This is a genomic window from Streptomyces sp. NPDC012935, assembly GCF_042900345.1.
Classification (GTDB): domain Bacteria; phylum Actinomycetota; class Actinomycetes; order Streptomycetales; family Streptomycetaceae; genus Streptomyces.
The window spans coordinates 207,966-224,613 of record NZ_JBIBBC010000003.1; the positions used below are offsets into that span (position 1 = coordinate 207,966).

Below are 16,648 nucleotides of genomic sequence, written 5' to 3' on the forward strand. Positions count from 1 at the left end.
GCCGACGACGACACCGTGCTCCATCCAGCGTTAGAGTGCCGTGGCTCCACGCCCAGTTGCAGGCAACAGGAAGGCAGCGCGTTCCGTGAACCACCCCCACGAGTCCACCGGTTCCGTCGGCGAGCGCCGCCTGCAGCACCTACTCGGGACGGCAGGCCAGGCCGCCACGTTCTACGACCGCCAGGTGCAGGACCGTCTGACACCGGAGATGGCGGACTTCATAGGTCGCCAGACCATGGCGTTCCTGTCCACGTCGGACGCCGGCGGAGCCTGCGACGTCACCTTCCGCGCCGGTCCCCCGGGGTTCGTCACCGTGCTTGACGACGGCACTCTCACCTACCCCGAGTACCGTGGGAACGGGGTACTCGCCAGCGCGGGAAACATCACTGAGAACCCGCATATCGGCCTGCTCTTCGTCGACTTCGCCCATGACCACATCGGTCTGCACGTCAATGGCGCAGCTCGGCTCCACGGGGACGAGGAGCAGCGGCGAGCCTACCCCCGCCTTCCGGTGGACACCGCTCCTGGACGCAGGCCCGAATTCTGGGTGCACATCACGGTGGAGGAGGCGTACGTGCACTGCTCCAAGCACATTCCCCATCTCGTGCCTGCGCCGCGTCCACGCCCGGGGGCCCAGCGGCCGAAGGATGCCGATTACTTCGTCACCCGCGCCGAGCACCAGGCCTCGCCGCGTGAGGGCGAGCAGACCGCGGGAACTCGCACCGGATCGCTGCCGGGCAGTGGCTGACCGGTGACGGAGCCGGTCCGCGCCTGGGGCGGGCCGGGGCCACCGGGCCCCCCGTCGACGACGTTCTTCACGAGATGGTCGGCCGAGTGGCGGCTGTCGGTGGCGCTCCTCGCACTGCGTCACACCTCCGGGACAGTGACACCGGCCGGCGCTTTGTCGGCCTCCGGCTCCTGCGGCGGGTCGGTGAGCTGCTCCCGCAGGTAGTTCCAGATCACCGCGATCAGTGCGGTGACCGGTACGGCAAGAAGACTGCCCACGATGCCGGCCAGACTGCCGCCCAACGTCACCGCCAGCAGAATCACGGCCCCGTGCAGGCCGAGCCCACGGCTCTGGATCATGGGCTGGAAGACGTTGCCCTCAAGTTGCTGCACCACGAGGATGATCGCCAGCACGATCAGGGCGTCCGTCGGGCCGTTCGACACCAACGCGATGAGGCATGCGACGAAACCGGCGAACACCGCGCCCACGATCGGCACGAAGGCGGCGACGAAGGTCAGCACTGTCAGGGGCAGCACCAGCGGTACGTCCAGGATCCACAGGCCGAGGCCGATGAAGACAGCGTCGAGCATGCCGACGAGCGCCTGAGACCGCATGAACGCGCCCAAGGTGTCCCAGGCGCGCTCGGCCAGGACCGGAACGTCGTTCGCGAGTCGGCCGGGCAACTGGCGGGCGAGCCACGGCAGAAATCGCGGGCCGTCCTTGAGGAAGAAGAACATCAGGAAGAGCGCCAGGATGGCCGTGACCAAGCCGCTGAGTGTGGTGGCCACTCCCGTTGCGACGGTGTTGACCAGGCTGCCGACGCTGCCCTGGACGCGGGCGACCGCGGTGTCCAGGGCAGTCGTGATCTGGTCGTCGCCGATGTTCAGCGGTGGCCCCGCGGCCCACTCGCGCACCTTCTTGATGCCCTCGACCACACCGTCGCTCAACTCGCCGGACTGGGAGGCCACCGGAACCGCGATCAGCGCGACGATGCCGATGACGACCAGGAGGAACAGCAGGGTCACCAGCAACGCGGCCAGCGCCGAAGGCCACCCGCGCCGCCGCAGCGCACGGGTCAGCGGCCAGGTCAGTGTCGTGAGGAACAGGGCAATGATCACCGGCCACACGACCGACCACATCCGGGCCAGGCCCCACAGAGTCACCGCAACCGCCACGAACACCAACAGCAACTCGACCGATACGCGCGCGGATGTGGCAAGCGCGGCGCGGGTTCTCCCGGAACTCAACATGTCAGGCATGCCGTCACACTATTGGCACGCCATTCAACCCTTCGCGAGGGCCACCGGTCAGAGGCGGCTCGACGGTCCTCGTGGCCCGGGGTGGCAGCCGCACTCGGGGCACGCCGAGCCGGTTGACAGGTGTGGCAACTCGACCCGCTCAGAGCGGAATCCGGCGGTCCTGCCGCGAACAGCGCTGTGGCCCGGGAGGGCTGGCATCACCCCTGTCAGGTGGGCTACGTTGTGCCGCGATGACTACCGGGACGGCCTTGCGCCACACACGGATTGGTGACCCGGCGCTCCTCTGAGCGCCGTACGGGCCGCTGTCGGCCCCCTGTTGGTTCGGGTGTCCGGTGCTGCCGCGCGGGCTCCGCCTCCTGTCGTGTTGATCTCAGCCCGACACGTCGACCACGACAGGAGAACTCATGCTCACCAAGACGTTGCACATTCCCACCGCGGACGGCCGGGCCGACGCCTTCGCCGCCTTCCCCGACCGTGGCCAGCGGCACCCAGGGGTGCTGATGTACGCGGACGGCTTCGGCATCCGGCCTGTGCTGCGGGATATGGCCTGCGAACTGGCCGGGCACGGGTACTACGTGCTCGTCCCCAACTTCTTCTACCGGCACGGACCGGCACCGGTGATCGAGCTTCCCGAGTACATCGGAGAAGAGGCCCGGCCTGCGGTCTTCGCCCAGCTGATGCCTTTGATCGAGGCGCACACCGCCGAACGTGTCCTGAGCGACGCAGATGCCTACCTCGGGTTCCTCACCGCCCAGCCCGAGGTGGCCGCCGGGCCGGTCGCGGTGACCGGCTACTGCATAGGCGGCCTCCTGGCGATGCGCACCGCCGCGGCCCACCCCGGCCTGGTGGCCGCTGTCGCCGGATTCCACGGCCCCGTGGGCGCCGGCGGCCCCGACAGCCTGCGCCGCTTCCTCTCGACGCTCACCGCCCAGGTCCACCTCGGCCACGCCGAGACCGACGTGACGCCCGAGGCGCTCGGCGAGCTCAACCGAGCCCTGGACGCCGCGGGCGTCGGCTACACGTCCGAGATCTACCCCGGCACCGTCCACGGCTTCACCATGTCCGACACCGACGCCTTCAACCCCGGCGGGCTGCAGCGCCATTGGGACCGTCTGCTGCCCCTCCTCGATCGCACCCTCCGCAGCGGCGCTCAGGGTGTGAGATACGCCTGAACCGCCGGTGCGTACCGGTCGACCAAGGCGTCGACTGTGCTCGCACGCACCTCGGTGCCGCGGGCGATGCCGTACATCACGCCAAGGCCCAGCAGGGTGGCAACGGCCAGTTCGGCGCGCAGGCCCGCGTCGGGGCCGGTGAGGCGGGCGGTGATGCGATCGGTGACCTGGGTGCGGAAGTTGGCCCGCAGGATGTCGCCCTGCTCACCGTGCAAAGGCGCGAAGACGATCCGCAGCACCGGGTCGGCGCCCTGCTCGGACTGGCTGACCAGCACGTGCCGGACCATGTGCGGGCCGAGCTCCGGGAGGGGTGCGGCCAGCAGGGCGTCGGCGTCGGCCTCGAAGGACATGACCTGGGCGAACAGCGTGTCCTTGTTGCCGAAGTACTTCAGGATCAGCGGCGGGCTCACCCCGGCGCGGTCGGCGACGGCCTTGAGTGTGATGTCGGCGTGTGCGTGCCGGGCCAGCAGGTAGCGGGCCGCCCTGAGGATGACCGCCCTGGTCGACTCGGCGTCCCTGCGGGCCGGTACGGGCGAGACGGGTGGAGTGCTCACGGCACTCATGCTCCCTCCATCACGTCGTCGCGCGCGCCCCGGGTGCGGTCGCCGGTTCCCTTCGGCCCGTCCGTGCCCGCCTGCACCCGGTCGCCGGGGATGCACAGTGCCGCAGCCGCGGCCCCGAGGGCGACCACGCCCGCTGTCACGAAGGACAGCTGGTAGCCGTGCAGGGTCGGCACCGGCGCTCCCCCGACCACGCCGGTGTGGTGCACGAGGACGGCGGCCACGGCCGCGCTGGACCCGGCCTGGCCGATCGTGCGCATCAGGACGTTGACGCCGTTGGCGGAGGCGGTCTGATCGGCCGGCACGGCTCGCAGGATGAGCGTGGGCAGCGCCGAGTAGGCGAGGGTGGTCCCGATGGCCACGATCGTGGCCCCCGTGATGATCATCCACAGGTCGCGGCTGTCGGCGATACGGACCGCGTAACCGGCGGCGATCACTGCGGCCCCGAGCGCGAGCGTGACACGCGGGCCGCGCGCGGCGGAGATCCGGGCGGAGACGGGCGACAGCAGGAGCATGACGACACCGCTGGGCAGCAGGCACAGGCCGGTGGCGACGATGGACAGCCCCAGTCCGTACCCGGTGGCCTTGGGGGCCTGCACCAGCTGAGCGGTGACCAGAGTGTTGGCGTAGAACGCGAAACCGGCAAGCAGGGCAGCCACATGGGACAGGCCGACCCTGGGCTCGGCCACCAGACGCAGGTCCACCAGCGGCTCCTTCGTCCGCAGCTGCTGCCTGCACCACAGGGCGAGCACCACTACGGCTCCGGCGAACAGGCCTACGACCCGCGCGCTGCCCCAGCCCCACTGCCCACCCTGGGACACACCCAGCAGCAGGCACACCAGCCCGACGGCCAGGCCGACCGTGCCGGAAACGTCGAACCGGCCCGGCTGTCGCACCGGTGATTCCCGCACCGCCCACCGGACCAGCGTCACGCCCGCCACGCCGAGGGCGCTGGTCACCCAGAACATGGTGTGCCAGTTCGCGTACTGCACGATCACGGCTGCCAGCGGCAGGCCCAGCGCGGCGCCGATGCCGACGGTGGCACTCATCAGCGCCACGGCCGATCCCCGGCGCTCAGGCGGTAGCTCGTCGCGCAGGATGCTGATGGACAGCGGGACGACCGCCGCGGCCGCTCCGGACAGCGTCCGGGCGGCGATCAGCACACCGATGTCGGAGGTCAGAGCACACACGACCGAGCCCAGGGTCATCAGCCCGAGAGCCGACGTCAGGACCCGCCGCTTGCCGTACATGTCGCCGGCCCGACCCAGCACCGGGGTGAGGACGGCGCCGGAGAGCAGAGTGGCCGTGACCATCCACGAGACCGTGCCCGCCGAGGCGCCGGTCAGCCGGGGCAGGTCGGGCAGCAGGGGAACGACCACGGTCTGCATGAGGGCCATGAGGATGCCGCCGAACGCGAGCACCGGCACGGTGAGCCGGTCCCGGAGGGTGCTCACACGGGGCGGCTTGCGTATCGCGGCGGTCTGATCCATCGGCACTCCAGCGGGCAGCGCCTGGCGAGGCAGCGGGTGAATGGCTATTCACCATAGCTGGTGAATAGCCATTCACCCAAGCCTTTGATTTCTGATCGGCGGGCAGCCGGCGCCCGCACCTGCACCGTCCGCGCGGCCCTGGGGTGCTCAGTCGAGACAGAACTCGTTGCCCTCTACGTCCTGCATCACGATGCACGACTCGTTTTCGTCATCGGCAGGCAGCAGCTGCACGCGTACCGCGCCGAGCGGGACCAGGCGTGCACACTCGGCCTCAAGCGCGGCGAGGCGCTCTTCACCCACGAGCCCGGTACCGACCCGCACGTCGAGGTGAACCCGATTCTTGACGACCTTCCCTTCAGGAACGCGCTGAAAGAACAGTCGCGGGCCGACACCTGAGGGATCACTGCAGGCTGCCCATGAACCCCGATCCTCAGGAGGAAGGGAGCGGTTGAAATCGTCCCAAGTGGCGAACCCCTCCGGCGGCGGCGGTACGACGTACCCCAGCACCTCGCACCAAAAGCGAGCGACACGCTCAGGTTCTGCGCAGTCGAAGGTGACCTGGAACTTCCTGATCGATGACATCGGCGCACCTTAGCAGGGGGCCTCCGATGCTCATGTCCCGTTGTGGATCAGCATGTTGTGGAAAGGATTGCCCGGCTCGGAGCCCCGTCCGCACGGGCTACCCGAGCCATGCCTTCACCGTGTTCTTCACCAAGTCATAGGCCGGGCTGCCGGATTTCGCGAAACCGGTAGGCCCCCGTTGCGGATCGACCACGCACACACTGACCTTCGGATGCGCGCGACGGAAGCGGCCCAGCATGTCTCCCAGGGGGCGACCGACAGGGTCGTCTGCGCAACGATGTCGAGCCGGCCGCCGCCGAGCCCGAGCACTTCCCGCGCCAGGAGGTCGCCGTGACAGGTCGCGCAGGACCTGTCGCGCCGGCCGCACCGGCGCCTCACCGGCCGCGGTGAGACAGACGCCCTGCGCGAGCCGGTGAAACAGTTTCCCGCCGCATTCGCGCTCCAGAGTGCGGATCGCGTGCGACAGCGAGGGCTGCGCCACGTGAAGCGCGTTGGCCGCGGCCGTGAATCCGCCGTGTTCGACGACCGCGGTGAAGTACTCCAGTTGACGTCGTTCCATCGGATCTCCGTCGTGTCTGCGCACGACCAGGGCCACCGCGCGCACCGCGGGCGAACGGCAGACACAGTCTGCATCGGCCGACCCGTCCGGTGCGGGCCCCTTCACCTATCGGACTTTGAGTCGGCTGATGACAAAGTGTGGACGCGCTCGGCAAAAGTCCCCTACGGTGGCGGCGCAACCGCACGAGTACCACCTCTGCGCGCTCCCCGCGCAGTGGTATCTCGACCGGAGTGCAATCCGGCGGCCTCCGGTCCGTTTCTGGAGGACCGATGCATCCACGGTTGTTCCGCCGCGCCCGAAGACGGCTCGCCCCCCTGCTTCTCGGAACCTTCCTCGTCGGGGGCGTGTGGACGGCGCCCCCGTCCGCCGCCGCGCCCGATGACATCCCGCCCCAGGAACCGGGAGTGACCCTGCGGGTGTTCGACACCCAGGTACCGCTCAGCAAGCTGTGCACGCTCAAGCCGGGTCAGACCCCCAACCACGACAAGCTGATGCCGACCGTGGACTGGTCCACGACCGGCGACTTCGGCGGCTTCGCCGACAACTTCTCGGCCGAGGTGTCCGGCTACCTCGTCATTCCGGACGACGGGTCCTACACCTTCCGCCTGACCAGCGATGACGGCTCGCGACTGACCATCGACGACCGGACGGTCATCGACCACGACGGACTGCACGGGGCCGAGCCGAAGGACGGATCCGTCCAACTCGGCGCCGGATCACATCCGTTCCACATCGACTACTTCGAACGGGGCGGCGAGCAGAGCCTCGCGCTGGCGTGGAAGCCCCCGTCCGCGAACGACTTCACCACCGTGCCGAGCGAGGCGCTGAGCACGGACGCCGGGGTGGTGCGGGTCACCGCCCCGGGACGCAAGGAGTGCGAGTCGGGAGCAGACAGCCCGGGCGACGGTCTGCCGCTGACCGACGTACGCCCCGACCTCACCCTCACCGACCTCCGCCCGGACGGCTTCGAGCCCCAGGTCACCGGCATGGACTGGCTGCCCGACGGACGCCTGGCCATCACCACCTGGGGCGGCTCACAGACCACCACGGGCGAGGCGTACCTTCTCGACAACGTCACCGGCGACACGAGTCGCGAAAAGGTGACCGTGAAGAAGGTGGCGAGCGGGCTGCGCGAGCCCATGGGCATCAAGTACGTCGACGGCTCGCTGTATGTGTCGCAGAAGCACGAGCTTACTCAACTGGTCGACACCGACCAGGACTTGGTCACCGACGAGTACCGCACCGTCGCCACCTGGCCGTACGGCGGCAACTTCCACGAGTTCGCCTTCGGGCTGCTCTACCGCGACGGCCACTTCTACGTGAATCTGTCCGTCGCCATCAACTACGGCGGCGCGACCACGACTCCGCAGCCGGCACCCGGCCGCGGGACCACGTACAAGATCAGCAGGAAGACCGGGAAGATCCAGCCGATCGCAGGCGGCCTGCGCACCCCCAACGGCATCGGCTGGGGCCCCGGCGGCGACATCTTCACCACTGACAACCAAGGCGGCTGGCTGCCCGCGTCCAAGCTCGTCCACATCAAGCAGGACCGCTTCTTCAACCACTACACCGACCCCTCGGGCCCCTTCGACGACCGGTCGGTGACCGAACCGGTGCTGTGGCTGCCGCAGAACGAGATCGCCAACTCCCCCAGCACACCGCTGTACTTGGCCAAGGGCCGGTTCGCCGGGCAGATGCTCCTGGGTGACGTCACCTACGGCGGGCTCCAGCGTGCCTATCTGGAGAAGGTGAAGGGCCAGTACCAGGGCGCCGTGTTCCGCTATACGCAAGGACTCGAAGCCGGCGTCAACCGCATCACCATGGGCCCCGATGGCGCGGTCTACGCGGGCGGGCTCGGCGCCGACGGCAACTGGGGCCAGGAAGGGAAACTGAAGTTCGGCCTGCAGAAGCTGACACCCAAGGGCGGCGACACCTTCGACATCAAGGAGATGCGTGCCGTCCCCGGTGGCTTCGACCTGGAGTACACGCAGCCGCTGTCCGAGGCAACCGCGGAGAAGCTTGCCTCCAGCTACCAGGCCGAACAGTGGCGCTACGCCCCCACGTCCGACTACGGAGGACCGAAGATCGCCGAGGAGCGGCTGAACGTCCGCTCGGCGACCCTCGCCGACGACGGGAGGACGGTCTCGCTGCGCCTCGACGGGCTCAAGCCGGGCCGCGTCGTACACGTCCGGTCACCACGCCCGTTCGCGTCGGCGTCCGGTGAGGCGCTGTGGAGCACGGAGGCCTGGTACACGCTCAACGCACTGCCGGGGAAGCAGCCGCCCCCCGCGACGCTGTACGAGGCCGAGGAGGCGCGGCTGACCGGGACGGCCGGAGTCAACACCGACCACACGGGCTACTCGGGCAGCGGCTTCGTCGACAGCTACGGCACCGAGGGCAAGGCGGCCACCACGTTCGACGTCACCGTCCCGAAAGCGGGTGACTACGACGTGAACCTGCGCTACTCCAACGGGCCCAACCCCTTCCAGGGCACCAAGTCTCTCTCCCTGTACGCCAACGGGCAGAAGCTGAGACAGACCGAGCTCGCCTCGACGGGCAACTGGGACACGTGGTCGACCCGGACCGAGCGGCTCACGCTGCGCGCGGGGAAGAACACCATCGCGTACCGCTTCGACTCGGGCGACTCCGGCCACGTCAATCTGGACCTGATCACCGTCCGTCCGCACGGCGCCCGGGTCACCCTCTTCGACGGCACCGCGGCATCCCGCAGTCAGTGGCAGCACACGGACGGACGGTCCGTGGAATGGCCGCTGACCGACGAGCAGTCGATGGAGGTGTGTTGCGGCGACCTCCGTACCAAGGAGGCCTACCAGGACTTCAAGCTGCATGCGGAGTTCCGTGTCCCGCTCCTGCCGGACGACGTGACCGGTCAGGACCGCGGCAACAGCGGCGTCTACCTCCAGGACCGATACGAGCTGCAGATCCTCGACTCCTTCGGTGACACGACGCTCGACACCGACGAAGCCGGAGCGATCTATCTGAAGAAGGCGCCGGACGTCAACGCGGCCACGGCACCGGAGACCTGGCAGACCTACGACATCACCTTCCGAGCCGCCCGCTACGACGCCGACGGCACCAAGACGGCCGAGACGCGGGTCACCGTCGTCTGGAACGGCAAGAAGATCCACGACGACATCGCGATCGACGGCCCGACCGGGGGCGGACAGCCGGAGGGACCGTCAGCCGGGGCCATCCGCCTCCAGGACCACGGCAACAAGGTGCGCTACCGCAACATCTGGGTGGAACCGCTGAACTGAAGTCACCGGAACCGCGAAGAACGGGGGCGCGCCTACGGGGCTCGCAGGCGCGCCTTCGTGCCGGCTCTGTCGCCGAGGCAAGATGGTCAAGCAGTCGTCCATCTGTTCAGCGACATCACGGCCCACCAATCGGGACACCGCCAAGAACCTCAGCGACAGCTTCTGCCACGGCTGGTCTATACCAAGCAGCGCTGTCCCAGTATCCTCATCCATAGTCGGCCGGTAGCAGACCGTTCCTCTCTCCCCACACCCCCCACCAGGTTGCGTGCTGGCGCGAGCGGTACCCCACAACATGCCCCAGCAGCCGCGCGACCTGCCGATTCACCGCCTCCAGGAGGATCTCGGTGAGAGTTCGCACAAGAAGCACGGCGATCATCGGCACCATCTGTCTTGTCGCTTCCCTCGCCCTGACCGCGGCGTCGGCCGACGAGCCCACCGCCCCGCGGGAGGCGGCGAAGGTCACCCTCAAGAACGTGGCCACAGCCCAGAATCCGACGGCAGGCGCCGCCGGTCCCGGCGGGAAGCTCTGGATCGCCGAACGCCCGGGCACGGTAAGGGTCCTGGACAGCAACGGGCTCAGTAAGCCCGTCCTCGACATATCCGCCGAGACCACCACCGACGGCGAACGCGGGCTGCTGGGCATCGCCTTCGACAGGTGGTTCGCGCACTTCTACATCTCGTTCACGAACCTCGAAGGCACCAGCACCGTGGACGAGTTCGCCGTACGGAACGGCAAGATCCAGCCGCAGACCCGGCGTACGGTCATCACCCAGACCCAGCCCTACGCGAACCACAACGGCGGCGATATCAAGATCGGCCCCGACGGCTACCTCTACATCGCGCTCGGCGACGGCGGCTCGGGCGGCGACCCGCACGGCAACGGGCAGAACCTCGACACACTGCTCGGCAAGCTCCTGAGGATCGACCCGAGGGGCGGAAAGCCGTACGCGATCCCGCCGGACAACCCGTTCGTGGACGACCCGAACGCGAAGGACGAGATCTGGGCGTACGGACTGCGCAACCCGTGGCGGTTCTCCTTCGACTCGGGCACGGGCGACCTGTTCATCGGTGACGTCGGCCAGAACGACTGGGAGGAGATCGACTGGGCCCCGGCGAGCAGCAAGGGCGGCGAGAACTACGGCTGGGCCGAGATGGAGGGCACCCACCCCTTCCGTGGCGGCACGGAACCCGCGAACCATGTGCCGCCGGTCCACGAGTACGACCGCACCAACTTCGGCTGCTCGGTGACCGGCGGCTACGTCTACCGGGGCAAGGCGATCCCGAACCTCAAGGGCCAGTACGTGTACAGCGACTACTGCGACGGCACCATCCGCTCACTGCAGTTGAAGGACGGCAAGGTGACAGCCGTGAACGACCTCGGAGTCAACGGCGGCGAGGTCATCTCCTTCGCGCAGGGCGGCAATGCCGAACTGTACGTGCTCGCCATTGGCGGCAGCGTCTTCCGTATCGACCCGGCGTAACGACTGCCGGCAAGTCCAGCGCGCCGGCATGCGAGGCGGAGGAGAGCGACTGCCGCCGCTCAAGCCTGCGCCTCACGCCTGTGCCTCACGCCTGTGACTTGCGCCGACGCCTCCGTCGACCTGTGGCCGCCCGTGCCGCTGTCGACGGTGGCCGAGGAGGAGGCGGGTTCCGAGTTCAGGGCGTTGCGGACGGCGGTGAGGATGTCCTCGGTGTCGGCTCCGAGCGCTCGGGCGGCGGAGGTGAAGTCCCGGGCCAGAGTTCCGAGTTGGGGGGCGTCGTGCGCGTGCGGCCCGGACGGGAGCGCCGCCACCCGCGTTCCCGCGCCACGGCGGGTGCGGATCAGTTCCACCGCCTCCAGCTCTCGGTAGGCGCGGGCCACGGTGCCCGGCGCCAGACCGAGGTCGGCAGCGAGCTGGCGCACGGTCGGCAGGCGCTCGCCCTCGACCAGCCCGCCGGTGCGAATGAGCGCGGCCAACTGGGCACGGATCTGCTCGTACGGCGGCACCTGGCTGGTGGTGTCGACGCGCACGGTGCGGTCACTCATCGTGGAACCTCCCCTCGTATGCCACCTCGTCGTCAACCGCCCGCGGTGCCACCACGGTTACCAGGGACCACCCGAACGTGAACAGGCTCAGCAGTCCCAGGGGACAGATCACCACGATGGTGGCGGCGCCGAGCGGGCCCGCGCAGGCCGTTTCCGTGAGCGCGATGAGCAGCATGAGAACGACGAGCAGGACCTGACTCGACACCAGCAGCCCCCAGGCTCCCGTGATCGCCCACGCGCGGTCGCGGCGCTGCTGGTAGTCGCCCGGCCCGTGGGCGATACGGCGCAGGGCCCAGACGCAGGCGGGGGTTCCGACCGCGAGGGCGGCGAACATCGGGCCGCTGTAGTAGAGGCCGGGCCAGGGGCCGAGGGACGCGGTCAGCCCTTCGCAGGCGACGGTCATGACACGCCCCGCTCCGCCTGTCCGGTCGGGGCCGGCGGAAGCCGTGACGGCACCCATGACCAACAGACCGACGAGGGAGGCTGCCTGCAGTAGAAGCAGCGGCGCCATACGGGGCGGCACGTGGTTTCTGACCAGACGCGGGGCGAGACTCGCGGTGCGGACCGCTTCCTGGGGGCCGAGCGTCAGGGCGTCGCCGAGCAGGACACCGCCCACCGCGCACAAGCCGAAAGCCGTGATGGCGAACACGAGGGGGATCGCGATGTCACCGCTCTCCATCGTGACCAACTGCTGTGCGGCGACGATACCGATGGCCAGGCCGGACCAGCGGGCGTAGTGGTCGGCGTGGTCGAGGAGCCGGGACTGGAGCGGGACGGTGTCGAGCACGTGGAGATCCCCCAGGACACTTGTACCAATCGGTGAGTACAAGATGCCCTGGGTCGGAATCTTGTGTCAAACACTCGATACAAGCGGGGACCCCGATGGCCGACCTGGGACTGCCTCCACTCGGCGTCAGTCGGCTGTTCTCTCGTTGATCAGGGAGCCCTGTCTCAGCCACCGCACGAATGCGAAGACCCAGGTCGCGGAGAGGAGGAGCAACAAGATGAGGGCCAGGAGCCAGGGGGCGGGGCGGGACCAGCCGACGAGCAGGGCGCCGACGGCCGCCGTGACGAGCACGGCTTGCACCGACTTGTAGACCGAGGGGAGTCGGTCGTAGTCCGCGAGCGTAGGCAGAAGCACCACGGTGGTGATCAGCATGACGGCTACGGACCCGCCCATCAGCCAGCTCAGGGCGACTGGTGTCCGGTGATCCGTGGCGTGCTCCACGAGCCCGACCATGCCCGCTCCGGCTGCCGCCACGGCCATGGCCATCGGCAGGTGAGTGAAGATCCAGGTCGCGAGGGAGTGGCCGGACTCGCGAGGCAGCCGTCGGGACACCAAGTCGGCGTAGTTCCACCAGAACCCGAAGCCGATGGCGAGCCCGAGCAGGCCCGTCGTGGTGACGAGTGCGCTGCGTTCGGTGTCCGTCAGACCGTTCACGACACCGATGACGACTTCGCCGAGCACGATGATGATGAACAGTCCGAAGCGTTCGACCATGGGCTGGGTCACGACGGTATAACTCGGCGTTCTGCGCCAGGAGATGAGAATGACGCACTCAACGCTGCACCACGCGACAACGAACACCGCCCAAACGGCGAGACGGGCGTCGGCCGACAGAGGTACCGAAGCCGCGATCGCGATGATGCCCGCGACCATGACGATCAGATAGCGGCGGGGCGTCCTGCGCAGCTCCGGTTCGTCCTGTCGGTACACGGAGTACCACTGGTAGGACAGCAGGGCCAGCAGCAGTGCGTACAGGGCCGCCAGGGTGCGGCCGTCGTCGCCGTCGGCGTGGCCGACGTAGACCGCCATGAGGGACAGCAGCAGCATCTGCACGAAGATCAGCGAGCGGGTGTGACCGTCCTCGCGGCCGTGCAGTTCGTAGAAGAGCGTGCCGTTCAGCCAGGCGATCCAGATCAGCCCGAAGACCACGGCGAATGTTGCCGTGCCTCGCCAGGAGAAGTCCTCGGCGAGGGTGTGGGCCGCCTGCCCGACCAACACGACGTAGACGAGGTCGTAGAAGAGCTCCAGGAAGCTGACGCTGCGACCGGTGTCGACCTCGCCGTGGCGCCGCGGCGGGCGGAAGAGCCATCGGCGGGTACCGGTACCCAGGGGGACTGCCTCTGCGTTGACAGGACGGGGTTCGGGGGCACTGTCGGACATGTGAGGCTCCTGGGGGGTGCGACCGAACATGTGAGCGCAGTGATGGTGACGGCTGGGGCCGGCAGCCCGTACGGTCCCGCCCCGCCACGCGCTCAGGATATGAACTGATATGAATGCATCGCGTGCAGGAACGGCCCGCGTGTATCACGGACGGTGCCCGTCCCCCGCAGCCACGGTTTACCGTCCCTGCGGCCCGAGCAGCGCCCGGAGAGTTTCATGAGACGTCTGGATCCGACCGATCCGCCGGCCATCGGCGGCTACCCCCTGTTGGCGAGACTCGGCGTCGGCGGTATGGGGCAGGTGTTCCTCTCCCGCACCGCGTCGGGCCGTCCGCTGGCCCTGAAAACCGTACGCACCGAGTTCGGCCTCGACCCCGGGTTCGAGCTGCGGTTCGCCCGCGAGATCGCCAGCAGCGACCAGGTGCGCTCCCCGTGGACCGTGTCGGTCGTGGATTACAGCCCCGCGGGGCACCGTCCGCAATGGCTGGCCACGGAGTACGTGGCCGCCCCTTCCCTCGCGGACTGGGTGGCTTGCGCCGGCCCGCTGCCCGAGACCGCCGTCCGGGCGCTGGCGGCGGAACTCGCCGAGGGGCTGCGGGCCGTGCACCGGGCGGGGCTCGCGCACCGCGACGTGAAGCCGTCCAACGTGCTGCTCGCCCGCCGCCATCCGCTGCTCATCGACTTCGGAATCGCCCGGGCCGCGGACGACACCCGGCACACCCGGACCGGCGGTGTCATCGGCTCCCCCGGTTACATGGCACCCGAGCAGATCACCGGGGGAATATCGGCCGAGCCCGGCGACATCTTCTCGCTGGGCGCGGCCCTCGTGTATGCCGCCACCGGGAACGGGCCCTTTCTGCACCCGGGCGAGGATCCCTCCGCCGCCCAACTGCTCTACCGCATCGCACACGAGGAGCCCGCGCTCGACGGTGTGCCGGAGCCGCTCGCACCCATGCTGACCGCCTGCCTGGAGAAGTCACCGCGGGACCGCCCCACCGCGGACGAGTTGCTGCAGAGGCTCAACGCCGGGCCGGGCGGCTGGTCCTCGGCTCGGCCGCCGGGTCTGGAGGCGGACATCGCCGCACGGGAAACCGAGCTGGCGGCGCTGCTGGAACACTCGGCGCCCGTACCCCCTGAGTCACAACCGGCGCCGAACCCCGCACCACAGACCGGGTTCGGGCCACCGACTGCGTACGGCCCTCCCCTCGCCCTCCCGTCGGGTCCCGTTCCCGGCCCCGGCGCCGTGCCCCTCGCCGCGTCCGGGCCCGGTTCCGCACCCGGCCGGCCGTCGGCGCGGGCATGGACGGCCGCCGTGGCCGCGGGCACGGCGGTGACCGCGGCCGTCGTCACGGCGCTGGCCTGGCCCGGCGGCACTGATGATGCGGCGGGTGGGAACGGTCGTACGGCCCCGCCCGCGTCCGTCTCTCCGACCCGCACCGCTGCCGGCGATGCCCTGCCCGCGTCATGGGTGGGCACGTGGAAGGGCACCGGACCCGGCAGCGCCGCCGGCGACGGCCTCGTCAACGCGCGCACGACCCGGGTGGCCGTGACCGTCACGCTCCACGCTGCGAACCGGGGCGAGATCGTGGGCAGACAGATCAGCCACGTGACCGAGGACGGCACAGGCCGGGACCTGGGATGCACCGAGACGCTGCGTCTGCGGGAGACGCATGGAACGTCGATGGTCTTCGAGGCGGTCACGAGCGCACCTACGGATCCGTCGGCCGGCGTGCTGTGCGCGCGAGGCAACCTCTACACCCTGTCGAAGACCGGCGCCAACACCCTGACCCTGGGGAACGAGGGCAGTCAGACGACAGGGTCACCCTCCCGGCTGACCCGCTCCTCCTGACGCCTGACGTCTGACACCTGACACGTCGGCCATGAGTTGTCTCCGCCCTCCGTTCTCCCGGTCACCGGTCACCGGTCACCGGTCGGCGTGGACGTCGCCCTGAGCCGTGAGAACGACGGCTTCTTGCTGGGGGAAGACACCGGGCGGAATGCCCGGGATGGATTGCGCCGGGGTCGCTTGCTCATCACCGGCCGCACGGCCCAAGGTCAGGCGGGTGACGATGCGGTACCGGTCCCCGCGGTAGAGGGAGTGGACGTACTCGACGGCCTGGCCCTCGGTGTCGCTGGTGAGGCGCTCGAACAGGAGCGCCGGCGACAGGTGCGGCACTCCGAGGATCTTGGCCTCGGCCTGGCTGACGACGGTGGGCTCTATCGTCTGCACGGCTTCGCTCACCCGGACTCCATGGCGGTCGTGCAGGTGCTCGTAGAGGTCGCCCGTTTCCAGTTCCTGCGCGCTCAGCGAGGGAACCAGTCCCGCGGGGATGTGGAGGTGCTCGATGGCCATGGGCACGCCGTCGACGAGCCGTAGCCGCGCCACGTAGACGATCTCGGCGGCGGGTGACAGGTGCAGTTTGCGGCCGACCCTGGCCCCGGCGGCGATGGTGGTGAACTCCAGCAAGTGGCTGGTCCAGACGCCGGACGCCCTGGGAACGACCATGGCCTGGTGGTCCGACACCAGCTCTTGCGTGATCTTCTCCGGTGCCACGAACATGCCTCGGCCGTGCTCACGTACAAGGAGTCCTGCGGCGACCAGTTCGTCGACGGCTGCCCGCAGGGTTGGCCTGGAGACCTGCAGTGCGGCGCACAGGGACCGCTCGGAAGGGATGGCGTCGCCAGGGTCGAGCGATTCCATGAGTTCGAGGATGTGGTCCCGGACGCGTTCTCGCTTGAGAACCGGACCCGATTCGCCAGCGCTCATGCTGCTGCTCCCGCCCCGCCGTTCGTGACTGCACTTGACCAGTCCACCACTTCTTACCACTG

The 16,648-nt window shown here is 69.2% G+C and carries 14 protein-coding genes; 5 read left to right on the plus strand and 9 right to left on the minus strand.

The genetic code is table 11. The features are described 5' to 3' along the window. Nucleotides 1–85: 85 nt before the first annotated feature. A complete protein-coding gene (locus ACFY5C_RS09865; protein ID WP_389442668.1) occupies nucleotides 86–748 on the plus strand; it encodes a pyridoxamine 5'-phosphate oxidase family protein in 663 nt (220 codons plus the stop codon). Nucleotides 749–867: 119 nt separating this feature from the next. Here ACFY5C_RS09865 and ACFY5C_RS09870 read toward each other — a convergent pair whose 3' ends face one another. After that, nucleotides 868–1,986, minus strand: a complete 1,119-nt coding sequence (locus tag ACFY5C_RS09870; RefSeq protein ID WP_389442671.1) for an AI-2E family transporter — start codon at nucleotides 1,984–1,986, stop codon at nucleotides 868–870. 404 nt (nucleotides 1,987–2,390) lie between these two features. Here ACFY5C_RS09870 and ACFY5C_RS09875 point away from each other — a divergent pair, with 404 nt between their 5' ends. Next, nucleotides 2,391–3,158, plus strand: a complete 768-nt coding sequence (locus ACFY5C_RS09875; protein ID WP_389442674.1) for a dienelactone hydrolase family protein — start codon at nucleotides 2,391–2,393, stop codon at nucleotides 3,156–3,158. Here the strand turns inward: ACFY5C_RS09875 and ACFY5C_RS09880 are convergent. The 4 genes from ACFY5C_RS09880 to ACFY5C_RS09895 all read right to left on the minus strand — a co-directional run bounded on the left by ACFY5C_RS09880 (nucleotide 3,137) and on the right by ACFY5C_RS09895 (nucleotide 6,454). Then, entirely contained in the window at nucleotides 3,137–3,721 is a 585-nt protein-coding gene (locus tag ACFY5C_RS09880; protein WP_389442677.1) for a TetR family transcriptional regulator, read from the minus strand. The genes ACFY5C_RS09875 and ACFY5C_RS09880 overlap by 22 nt on opposite strands. Beyond that, complete coding sequence (locus tag ACFY5C_RS09885) at nucleotides 3,718–5,208, minus strand: MFS transporter (protein ID WP_389442680.1); 1,491 nt, start codon at nucleotides 5,206–5,208, stop codon at nucleotides 3,718–3,720. Before ACFY5C_RS09885 ends, ACFY5C_RS09880 begins: the two co-directional genes overlap by 4 nt. A 147-nt stretch (nucleotides 5,209–5,355) precedes the next feature. Beyond that, nucleotides 5,356–5,790 carry a VOC family protein gene (locus ACFY5C_RS09890; RefSeq protein ID WP_389442682.1) on the minus strand — a complete coding sequence of 145 codons (435 nt, stop codon included), beginning with the start codon at nucleotides 5,788–5,790 and terminating at the stop codon, nucleotides 5,356–5,358. 97 nt (nucleotides 5,791–5,887) lie between these two features. Further along, nucleotides 5,888–6,454 (minus strand): LysR family transcriptional regulator, encoded by a 567-nt coding sequence (locus ACFY5C_RS09895; RefSeq protein WP_389442685.1) that lies wholly within the window; start codon nucleotides 6,452–6,454, stop codon nucleotides 5,888–5,890. Between the two features lie 164 nt (nucleotides 6,455–6,618). On the opposite strand from ACFY5C_RS09895, the gene ACFY5C_RS09900 reads away from it, so the two are divergent. Continuing rightward, complete coding sequence (locus ACFY5C_RS09900; RefSeq protein ID WP_389442687.1) at nucleotides 6,619–9,627, plus strand: family 16 glycoside hydrolase; 3,009 nt, start codon at nucleotides 6,619–6,621, stop codon at nucleotides 9,625–9,627. A gap of 344 nt (nucleotides 9,628–9,971) precedes the next feature. After that, nucleotides 9,972–11,108 carry a PQQ-dependent sugar dehydrogenase gene (locus ACFY5C_RS09905; RefSeq protein ID WP_389442690.1) on the plus strand — a complete coding sequence of 379 codons (1,137 nt, stop codon included), beginning with the start codon at nucleotides 9,972–9,974 and terminating at the stop codon, nucleotides 11,106–11,108. A 59-nt stretch (nucleotides 11,109–11,167) separates the two neighbouring features. Here the strand turns inward: ACFY5C_RS09905 and ACFY5C_RS09910 are convergent, their stop codons facing one another. From ACFY5C_RS09910 to ACFY5C_RS09920, 3 genes are all read right to left on the minus strand, one after another. Beyond that, nucleotides 11,168–11,653 carry a GntR family transcriptional regulator gene (locus ACFY5C_RS09910; RefSeq protein ID WP_389442692.1) on the minus strand — a complete coding sequence of 162 codons (486 nt, stop codon included), beginning with the start codon at nucleotides 11,651–11,653 and terminating at the stop codon, nucleotides 11,168–11,170. Then, entirely contained in the window at nucleotides 11,646–12,440 is a 795-nt protein-coding gene (locus ACFY5C_RS09915; protein WP_389442694.1) for a hypothetical protein, read from the minus strand. The genes ACFY5C_RS09910 and ACFY5C_RS09915 overlap by 8 nt, the downstream gene beginning before the upstream one ends. A gap of 126 nt (nucleotides 12,441–12,566) precedes the next feature. Next, on the minus strand, nucleotides 12,567–13,820 hold the full coding sequence (locus ACFY5C_RS09920) for a low temperature requirement protein A (RefSeq protein WP_389442696.1): 1,254 nt from the start codon (nucleotides 13,818–13,820) through the stop codon (nucleotides 12,567–12,569). Nucleotides 13,821–14,036: 216 nt separating this feature from the next. Between ACFY5C_RS09920 and ACFY5C_RS09925 the strand changes: the two genes are divergently transcribed. After that, complete coding sequence (locus ACFY5C_RS09925) at nucleotides 14,037–15,668, plus strand: protein kinase (RefSeq protein WP_389442698.1); 1,632 nt, start codon at nucleotides 14,037–14,039, stop codon at nucleotides 15,666–15,668. A gap of 75 nt (nucleotides 15,669–15,743) precedes the next feature. Here ACFY5C_RS09925 and ACFY5C_RS09930 read toward each other — a convergent pair whose 3' ends face one another. Beyond that, complete coding sequence (locus ACFY5C_RS09930; RefSeq protein WP_389442700.1) at nucleotides 15,744–16,586, minus strand: GntR family transcriptional regulator; 843 nt, start codon at nucleotides 16,584–16,586, stop codon at nucleotides 15,744–15,746. Nucleotides 16,587–16,648 lie beyond the last annotated feature (62 nt).

Coding starts and splice junctions, on each gene's coding strand:
- ACFY5C_RS09870 (WP_389442671.1), bottom strand. CDS start 1,986: ATGCCTGACATGTTGAGTTCCGGGAGAACCCGCGCCGCGCTTGCCACA.
- ACFY5C_RS09875 (WP_389442674.1), top strand. CDS start 2,391: ATGCTCACCAAGACGTTGCACATTCCCACCGCGGACGGCCGGGCCGAC.
- ACFY5C_RS09880 (WP_389442677.1), bottom strand. CDS start 3,721: ATGAGTGCCGTGAGCACTCCACCCGTCTCGCCCGTACCGGCCCGCAGG.
- ACFY5C_RS09885 (WP_389442680.1), bottom strand. CDS start 5,208: ATGGATCAGACCGCCGCGATACGCAAGCCGCCCCGTGTGAGCACCCTC.
- ACFY5C_RS09890 (WP_389442682.1), bottom strand. CDS start 5,790: ATGTCATCGATCAGGAAGTTCCAGGTCACCTTCGACTGCGCAGAACCT.
- ACFY5C_RS09900 (WP_389442687.1), top strand. CDS start 6,619: ATGCATCCACGGTTGTTCCGCCGCGCCCGAAGACGGCTCGCCCCCCTG.
- ACFY5C_RS09910 (WP_389442692.1), bottom strand. CDS start 11,653: ATGAGTGACCGCACCGTGCGCGTCGACACCACCAGCCAGGTGCCGCCG.
- ACFY5C_RS09920 (WP_389442696.1), bottom strand. CDS start 13,820: ATGTCCGACAGTGCCCCCGAACCCCGTCCTGTCAACGCAGAGGCAGTC.
- ACFY5C_RS09925 (WP_389442698.1), top strand. CDS start 14,037: ATGAGACGTCTGGATCCGACCGATCCGCCGGCCATCGGCGGCTACCCC.
- ACFY5C_RS09930 (WP_389442700.1), bottom strand. CDS start 16,586: ATGAGCGCTGGCGAATCGGGTCCGGTTCTCAAGCGAGAACGCGTCCGG.